Origin of the sequence: Klebsiella sp. 64, assembly GCF_018223915.1 — a bacterium.
GTDB classification, from domain to species: domain Bacteria; phylum Pseudomonadota; class Gammaproteobacteria; order Enterobacterales; family Enterobacteriaceae; genus Klebsiella; species Klebsiella pneumoniae.
The window spans coordinates 38,565-46,105 of record NZ_JAGRQZ010000051.1 but is presented as its reverse complement, the minus strand read 5'-3'; the positions used below and the strand labels follow the sequence as shown (position 1 = coordinate 46,105).

General features: G+C 59.2%; 5 protein-coding genes and 2 pseudogenes. 4 read left to right on the top strand and 3 right to left on the bottom strand.

What is annotated here, in order from left to right:
• Nucleotides 1–282: pseudogene (locus KHQ23_RS25670) on the bottom strand (LacI family DNA-binding transcriptional regulator); the annotation flags it as partial.
• 398 nt (nt 283–680) lie between these two features.
• Between KHQ23_RS25670 and KHQ23_RS25665 the strand changes: the two are divergent.
• Nucleotides 681–1,937 (top strand): sensor domain-containing diguanylate cyclase, encoded by a 1,257-nt coding sequence (locus KHQ23_RS25665; RefSeq protein ID WP_021314003.1) that lies wholly within the window; start codon nt 681–683, stop codon nt 1,935–1,937.
• Between the two features lie 98 nt (nt 1,938–2,035).
• Here the strand turns inward: KHQ23_RS25665 and guaD are convergent, their stop codons facing one another.
• Together guaD and KHQ23_RS25655 are read right to left on the bottom strand one after the other, a co-directional pair.
• Nucleotides 2,036–3,346, bottom strand: a complete 1,311-nt coding sequence (gene guaD, locus KHQ23_RS25660) for a guanine deaminase (RefSeq protein WP_073553754.1) — start codon at nt 3,344–3,346, stop codon at nt 2,036–2,038.
• A gap of 101 nt (nt 3,347–3,447) precedes the next feature.
• Complete coding sequence (locus tag KHQ23_RS25655; RefSeq protein ID WP_004176095.1) at nt 3,448–4,944, bottom strand: NCS1 family nucleobase:cation symporter-1; 1,497 nt, start codon at nt 4,942–4,944, stop codon at nt 3,448–3,450.
• A 144-nt stretch (nt 4,945–5,088) separates the two neighbouring features.
• On the opposite strand from KHQ23_RS25655, the gene KHQ23_RS25650 reads away from it, so the two are divergent.
• From KHQ23_RS25650 to puuE, 3 genes and pseudogenes are all read left to right on the top strand, one after another.
• A complete protein-coding gene (locus KHQ23_RS25650) occupies nt 5,089–5,805 on the top strand; it encodes a GntR family transcriptional regulator (RefSeq protein WP_004179987.1) in 717 nt (238 codons plus the stop codon).
• A pseudogene (gene hpxA / locus KHQ23_RS25645) lies at nt 5,805–6,676 on the top strand (allantoin racemase). Before KHQ23_RS25650 ends, hpxA begins: the two are co-directional and overlap by 1 nt.
• On the top strand, nt 6,561–7,493 hold the full coding sequence (puuE, locus tag KHQ23_RS25640) for an allantoinase PuuE (protein ID WP_004176098.1): 933 nt from the start codon (nt 6,561–6,563) through the stop codon (nt 7,491–7,493). The pseudogene hpxA and the gene puuE overlap by 116 nt, the downstream one beginning before the upstream one ends.
• Nucleotides 7,494–7,541 lie beyond the last annotated feature (48 nt).

The window sequence follows — 7,541 nt, the reverse complement described above, 5'->3', positions numbered from 1 at the left end:
GCCTCGCGCGCCAGCGCCCGGGCCAACGGCAGGTAGAAGGAGTGGCTCTCCTGCAGCAGGATAAAGCCCATTCTGATCGTGACAGGCGCTTTGCCGGCAGCCAGGCGATAGTGGGGGATGCTCGAGGGTAAAACCCAGCCGGCGGGCGGCCTCCAGCACGCGCCGCGCCGTGGACTCTTTCACCGCCGCGCGCTTATTGAGCACCCGATCGACGGTGGCTACGCCGACGCGCGCTTCACGCGCAATGTCGGCAAGGGTGATTTTAGTGGCGATTTTTTTCAAGGTAATTGTCGCTATGAATGAGCGTAATGATAGAAACTATCACGGTTAGCCTGGGCAGAAAAGCGACTCTCTGCCCGCCCTGGCCTATGCCGCTGCGCCTGCCGGGTAACCCCTGTTGGCGATGCACACTCTGTGATCAAAAGCGACTACCCGTTCTGGCATTGCTGCTATGCTGTTGAAATAAAATTATTATTAAAGGCAGCATCGCTTCTGTTGGTTAAACTGCGCGCAAAGTCACCCTCAGAGGGCTTTACTGGGCGCATAACCGACTATACTTGGCGCGCTCGCGCGTAATTGCGGTTTCTCGGTGTCTATTTTGCTTTCACTTTAAACCAGCGTTGGGGCTGCACAGCGTTAAGTGCCGTTCCGCGCCGGCAGTGGGTCGTTTTGGGGCCTGTATGTTATTAAAAGAGCTGGCTGTTTTTGAGGTCTTAAGCACCCCGATATGGGTAGTTCATCCTTTTAACGAAAGGGTGGTCTATGCCAATCAGGCTTCCCGGACATTGAGCGGCGAGATGTCGCTCAATGAGATGCGTAACGGTATTTATTCCACCTGTCCGGAAACGCAACTGCAGCACTACCTTCGCTATCTCGACACCATGAGCGAGATATTCGAAGTCTGGACGTTACCCACCGCCAATGGGTTGCAGTCGGTGTATTGCAAAACCACCCTGATTGATACCGAAGACTGTGGTTGCTTGCTGCTGTTTGAAGCCGTGAAGCTGCTGGCGCAAAATCAGTCGATTCATACCGGCTCCCGCCGCTACCAGCGGCGTAACAATGGCTTTTTCGCTCGCTTTTTTATGACCAATACCGCGCCGATGCTGTTGATCGACCCTCATAAAGATGGCCGGATTGTCGATGCCAATATTGCCGCGCTACGTTTTTATCATTATTCCGATGAGGAAATGCGCACCAAACATACCTGGCAAATAAATACCCTGGGCCGGGACGTTATCCCCATTATGAATAATATTGCCAGTCTGCCTGGCGGCCATAAACCGCTTAATTTTACGCATATTCTGGCTGACGGCTCGCTACGCCATGTCCAAACTTATGCCGGGCCGGTGGTGCTGTATAATATTCGACTGATGCTATGCATCATTCACGATATCACCGAAGAAGTGCATCTGAAAAAAGAGCTGGAATTTTCCGCCGCCCACGATCCGTTAACCGGCTTGCTTAATCGCCGGGAGTTTCACCGTCTGGTTGAGGCGCCAACTTTTATCCCCCGGGGTTATTGTCTGCTGTTAATCGATATCGATCATTTCAAGAGCATTAATGATATTCACGGCCATCAAAAAGGCGATGAGGTCCTGCTGGTGCTCTCTCGTATTCTGGAAACGTCGGTCGACCGCGAAGATAAAATTTATCGCTGGGGTGGAGAAGAGTTTCTGCTTTTTTTGCCCCATTCGCCGATCGGCCGCGCGCTGATACTGGCGGAGGGGATCCGCCAGGCGGTTAGCGAATACCAGACGCTGTCGGTGACCGTCAGCATCGGCGTGGCTGAACATCATGACGGCGAAACGGTTGATCAACTGTTTTCCCGCGTCGATAAAGCGCTGTATGCGGCAAAAAATGACGGGCGTAATCGGGTGACGCGCATGCCTTTTGACAGCTCTGAGCGACGGCGCAGTAGAGATGGCGCCGCCTGAATAAGCCCCCGCCTGTAGTGGGTTAGCCTGCGTTAAGGTGGCAAACAAGGTATGGTGCGTTTTCTCGTTCTTTTCAGGAAGTGGGACTGGCTGAGGGGTCAGTCCTGACACCACACCCGCTCGCCGTTCACCCACGTCTCGCTGATATTGCGTTCATCACCCAGGGTCATCAGCACGAACAGCTGCTCATAAATGTCATGGCAGCGGCCTATGCGCAAGCGCTGCAGCGGGGTGACCGCCGGGTCAATCACCACAAAATCCGCCTCTTTGCCCGGCTGGAAATTGCCAATTTTCTCCTCCAGCCGCAGGGCGCGCGCCCCGCCAAGGGTGGCGTGATAGAAGGCCTCGCTGGCGCGCAGGCGATAGCTCTGCAGTTGTCCTACCTTGTAGGCCTCGCCCAGCGTCCGCAGCATGCTGAAGGTGGTCCCGGCTCCGACGTCGCTGCCGATGCCCATCCGCACCTGGTGCTGCCAGCAGGTGGGCAGGCGGAACAGCCCGCTGCCGAGAAACAGATTCGACGTCGGGCAGAAGGCGACTGCGGACCCGGTGTCATGCAGGCACTGCCACTCGGCATCATCGAGATGGATCCCGTGAGCGAAGACGCTGCGTTCGCCAGTGAGCTGATAGTGATGATAGACATCCAGATAGCGCGCATGCTCAGGCCACAGCTGTTTAACCCAGGCGATCTCCTCCCGGTTTTCACTGAGATGCGTCTGCAGCCAGGTGTCGGGAAACTCGGCCCGCAGGCGCTGCACCGCCTCCAGCAACCCCGGGGTCGAGGTGGGGGCAAAGCGCGGGGTGATGGCATAGCCCAGCCTGCCGCGCTGATGCCAGCGGCGGATCAACGCCCGGGTCTGCTCGTAGCTCTCCCCGGCGGTTTCGCACAGGTAGTCGGGCACATGGCGATCCATCATCACTTTCCCGGCGATCAGGCGCATATTGAGGCGCAGCGCTTCGCTGAATAACGCCTCCACCGATGCCGGATGCAGGGTACAAAACACCAGCGCGGTGGTGGTGCCATGGCTTATCAGCTGATTTACAAAAAACTGCGCTATCTCCTGGGCATACTCCGCATCGGCAAACTGGCTCTCCACCGGGAAGGTGTAGGTGGTGAGCCACTCCAGCAGCTGTTCGCCAAAGGCGCCGATCATCTCGGTCTGCGGATAGTGAATGTGGGTATCGACAAAACCCGGCAACAGCAGCTTGCCCCGCAGGTCGACATAGCCCTTCAGCGGATGCAGAAAGGCTTCACCCTCCAGCCATGGCAGCAGGGCGATAATTTTCCCCTCCTGCAGAAACAACAGGCCATCATCGAGATAGCGAGCCTGGGCGGCCACCTCATCCGGGGTCTCCGCCACGCCGGCGATATCAAAAAATGCACCGCGCACCGCGGTCTGGTAATCCATCATCGAACCTGCCTTCTCTTAACGCTCTGGGAATAGTGATAAACAGCAAGATTGGTGCCAGTTTGCAGCCTGCCGCGGCCAGACGCCGCGGCAGAAGGGGAAGGTTACTCTTTTTGCGCCACCGCGCCGGAGCGGAAGGCAGCTTTCGCCTGCACTTCGCGCTCGTCGCGAGCCAGCCAGCGGTAGGTGGTGGCGCCGAGGAAGACGCCGATAAACCAGCTGAAGTTCGCCACTTCATGCAGGGCCGGAATAAAGCTGATAATCAGCCCCAGGCCCACCGACGGCAGCAGGGCGGCAATCGCTTTCGGGTTAAAGCCGTTGCGGTACCAATATTTACCCTGCGGCGTATCGTCAAACAGATCGTCCACTGACACCCGGCCGCGTTTGATCAGGTAGAAGTCGGCGATCAGGATGCCAAACAGCGGGCCAATAAAGGCGCCCAGTACGTCGAGGGTATAGTGGATCAGCTCCGGCGAGTTAAACAGATTCCACGGCGTCAGGAGTATCGAGCCCACCGCGGCAATCATCCCGCCGGTACGGAAGCTGATTTTCTGCGGGGCGCAGTTGGAAAAATCGAAGGCCGGCGAGACGAAGTTAGCCACGATATTAATGCCGATGGTGGCGGTAATCATGGTCAGCAGGCCGATGGCCACCGCCAGATCGTTACCCACGCGGCTGACGGTTTCGATCGGGTCAGTGATCATTTTGCCGAACAGCGACTGGGTGCCGGAGACAATCACCACGGTCACCACCGAGAACAGCAGAAAGTTAAACGGCAGACCCCAGCGGTTACCGCGGCGGATCTCGCCCATGCTTTTGCCGTAGCGGGAAAAGTCACCGAAGTTAAGCAGCGGCCCGGAGAAGTAGGAGACCACCAGCGCCGTGGCGGTGATCATCTGCCAGGTCTGCTCGCCGGCGCTCAGGGATTTGCTGGCGAGGGTAAAGGAGATCCCATCCAGACCGGTCTTGTATACAATCCAGCCGGCCAGCGCCAGCATCACCACATAAACCGCCGGACCGGCGATATCGATAAAGCGTTTGATGGCGTTCATGCCATGCCAGAACACCATCGCCTGCAGCAGCCACATAGTGGCGAAGCACAGCCAGCCGAGGGGCGACAGCCCGAGAAAGCTGCTGCTGGTCAGCGAGGCAAGGGAGGGCCAGAACTTGAGCAGGACCAGCATCAGGGCATTCGCCGCCAGATAGGTCTGAATGCCGTACCAGGCAAAGGCGATCAGCCCGCGGATCACCGCCGGGATATTGGCGCCGAAAACGCCAAACGCCTGACGACAAATCACCGCGTAAGGCACCCCGGCCATCTGGCTCGGCTTCGCCACCAGGTTGGCGCACAGCTGGACAATACAGATGCCCACCAGCAGGCAGAGCAGAACCTGCCAGCTGGCCAGCCCAAGCGTAAAGAAGCTCGCCGCCACTACGTAGCCGCCCATGCTGTGCACGTCCGACATCCAGAATGAAAAGATATTGTACCAGCTCCAGTTCTGGTCGCGGGTCGGCGCCAGATCGTCATTACATAGCCGCGGACTGTAGCCGGCGGCCGCCTTGTGAGTCTTCGTCTGCTGCGTGTGGGATGAATGTGGCATGAAACCTGCTCCTCTGAATGAAAACCCTTTGATATGGATTGCTGAGGCTATTGCAGGATCCAGGCCAGAATGATGAATCTTGTATACAAAAATTAAATTTTATGTATACGATCTGCTATCGATAAGTGAAACCGGAGTGGGTTAATGAATAATGAACATCGTCTCCAGGCCGCGCCAGCGCTGCAGGACAAGGACGAAAGCATTTACCAGGCGCTGATGACGGCTATCGTCGAACATCAGCTGCCGCCGGGCAGCAAACTGCCGGAAGAGGCGCTAGCGGAGGTGTTCGCCGTGAGCCGCACCGGCATCAGAAAGGTGCTGCAACGACTCGCCGCTGTGCAACTGGTCACGTTGACGCCCAAACGTGGTGCACACGTCACCAGCCCGAGCGTGGAAGAGTCCCAGGCGATCTTTCGCACCCGGGCGCTGCTCGAGGTCGCCAATCTCCCCGATGTGATCGCGCGCTGTCAGCCGCCGCATCTGGCGGCGCTGGAGAACATTATTCAGCGTGAACAGCAGGCCCATGCGGCGCACGACGGCCCGGCGGCGATCCGCCACTCCGCTGACTTTCATATTCAGCTGCAGGCTATCTCCGGCAACCCGGTGCTCACCGAGATGGTGACCCGCCTCAGCCAGCGCTCCTCTTTAGTGATTGCCGCCTGGGGCGCCCCCTGGCGACAGGGCTGCCGTTGCGACGATCACCAGCAGCTGGTCGGTTTGCTGCGGGATAAAGCCCTGCAGCCGCTCAGCGAGGCGCTGATGCACCATTTTGATCATATTGTCGCCAGCCTGTGCTTCGAGCGCGATGGCGTCAGCCTGCCCGATTTTTCCCGGCTGTTCGCCGGCCACAAGGAGTCGTGATGTCTTCCGTTCGTATACAAGTGATTAACCCCAACACCAGCCTGGCGATGACTGAAACGATAGGCGCCGCTGCGCGTGCGGTCGCTGCGCCGGGCACCGAGATCCTTGCGGTCTGTCCCCGCGCCGGGGTGCCGTCAATTGAGGGCCACTTTGACGAAGCCATCGCGGCGGTCGGCGTGCTGGAGCAGATCAGGGCCGGACGCGAGCAGGGAGTGGATGGGCATGTGATCGCCTGCTTCGGCGACCCGGGGCTGCTGGCGGCGCGGGAGCTGGCCCAGGGGCCGGTGATCGGTATCGCGGAGGCGGCAATGCATATGGCGACGATGGTCGCCACCCGTTTCTCTATTGTGACCACGCTGCCGCGCACGCTGATCATCGCCCGTCATTTGCTGCACCAGTACGGATTTCATCAACACTGCGCGGCGCTGCACGCCATTGACTTGCCGGTGCTGGCGTTGGAAGACGGCAGTGGCCTGGCGCAGGAGAAAGTGCGTGAGCGCTGCATTCGCGCGCTGAAAGAGGATGGTAGCGGGGCGATTGTTCTTGGCTGCGGCGGGATGGCGACCCTGGCGCAGGAGCTGACCCGCGAGCTGCGGGTGCCGGTGATCGATGGCGTCAGCGCGGCGGTGAAGATGGTGGAGTCGCTGGTCGCGCTGGGCCTGGCGACCAGCAAGCATGGGGACTTAGCGTTCCCGGAGAAAAAAGCGTTAAGCGGACAGTTTCAGTCGTTAAATCCATTTTAAAAGGGGCAGGAGATGGGAGAGAACCAGGAACACTATCCTCGCGATCTGCGAGGTTACGCAGGGGAGCCGCCGCACGCGCGCTGGCCGGGTGGGGCGCGGATCGCGGTGCAGTTTGTCCTCAACTATGAGGAAGGCGCGGAGAATCACGTCCTGCATGGCGATGCGGGTTCGGAACAGTTCCTGTCCGATATTATCGGCGCCGCCAGCTACCCGGCGCGCCATATGTCGATGGATTCACTCTATGAGTACGGCAGCCGGGCAGGGTTCTGGCGCATCCATCGCGAGTTCAGCCAGCGCGGGCTGCCGTTGACGGTCTTCGGCGTGGCGATGGCGCTGGCGCGGCATCCGGAGATTGTGGCGGCGATCAAGGCTGCGGATTACGATGTGGTCAGCCACGGCTGGCGCTGGATCCACTATCAGCACATGGATATCGCCGAGGAGCGCGCGCATCTGCAAAAAGCGGTGCAGGTACTGACCGACCTGTTCGGCAAACCGCCCACCGGCTGGTATACCGGCCGCGACAGCCCTAACACCCGCCAGCTGGTGGTGGAGCACGGCGGCTTTGACTACGACAGCGATTATTACGGCGATGATTTACCTTTCTGGAGCGAAGTGGCCTGCAGCGACGGCAGCCAGCGGCCGCACCTGATCGTGCCTTATACCCTCGACGCCAACGACATGCGCTTCGCTACCGCCCAGGGATTCAACACCGCGGAGCAGTTTTATACCTATCTGAAAGACAGCTTTGACGTGCTGTATGCCGAGGGTGAAACCGCGCCGAAGATGATGTCCGTGGGAATGCACTGCCGGCTGCTTGGGCGTCCGGGCCGTTTCCGCGCGCTGCAGCGTTTCCTTGACTATATCCAGCAGCACGACAAGGTGTGGGTCTGCACCCGGCAGCAGATTGCCGACCACTGGCGCGAAACCCATCCGTATCGCGGGTAGCTTGTTGCCCCTGAACCTGGCCCTCTCTCCAGGGAGAGGGCTCCGCCC

Coding starts and splice junctions, on each gene's coding strand:
- KHQ23_RS25650 (WP_004179987.1), top strand. CDS start 5,089: ATGAATAATGAACATCGTCTCCAGGCCGCGCCAGCGCTGCAGGACAAG.
- puuE (WP_004176098.1), top strand. CDS start 6,561: ATGGGAGAGAACCAGGAACACTATCCTCGCGATCTGCGAGGTTACGCA.
- KHQ23_RS25665 (WP_021314003.1), top strand. CDS start 681: ATGTTATTAAAAGAGCTGGCTGTTTTTGAGGTCTTAAGCACCCCGATA.
- guaD (WP_073553754.1), bottom strand. CDS start 3,346: ATGATGGATTACCAGACCGCGGTGCGCGGTGCATTTTTTGATATCGCC.
- KHQ23_RS25655 (WP_004176095.1), bottom strand. CDS start 4,944: ATGCCACATTCATCCCACACGCAGCAGACGAAGACTCACAAGGCGGCC.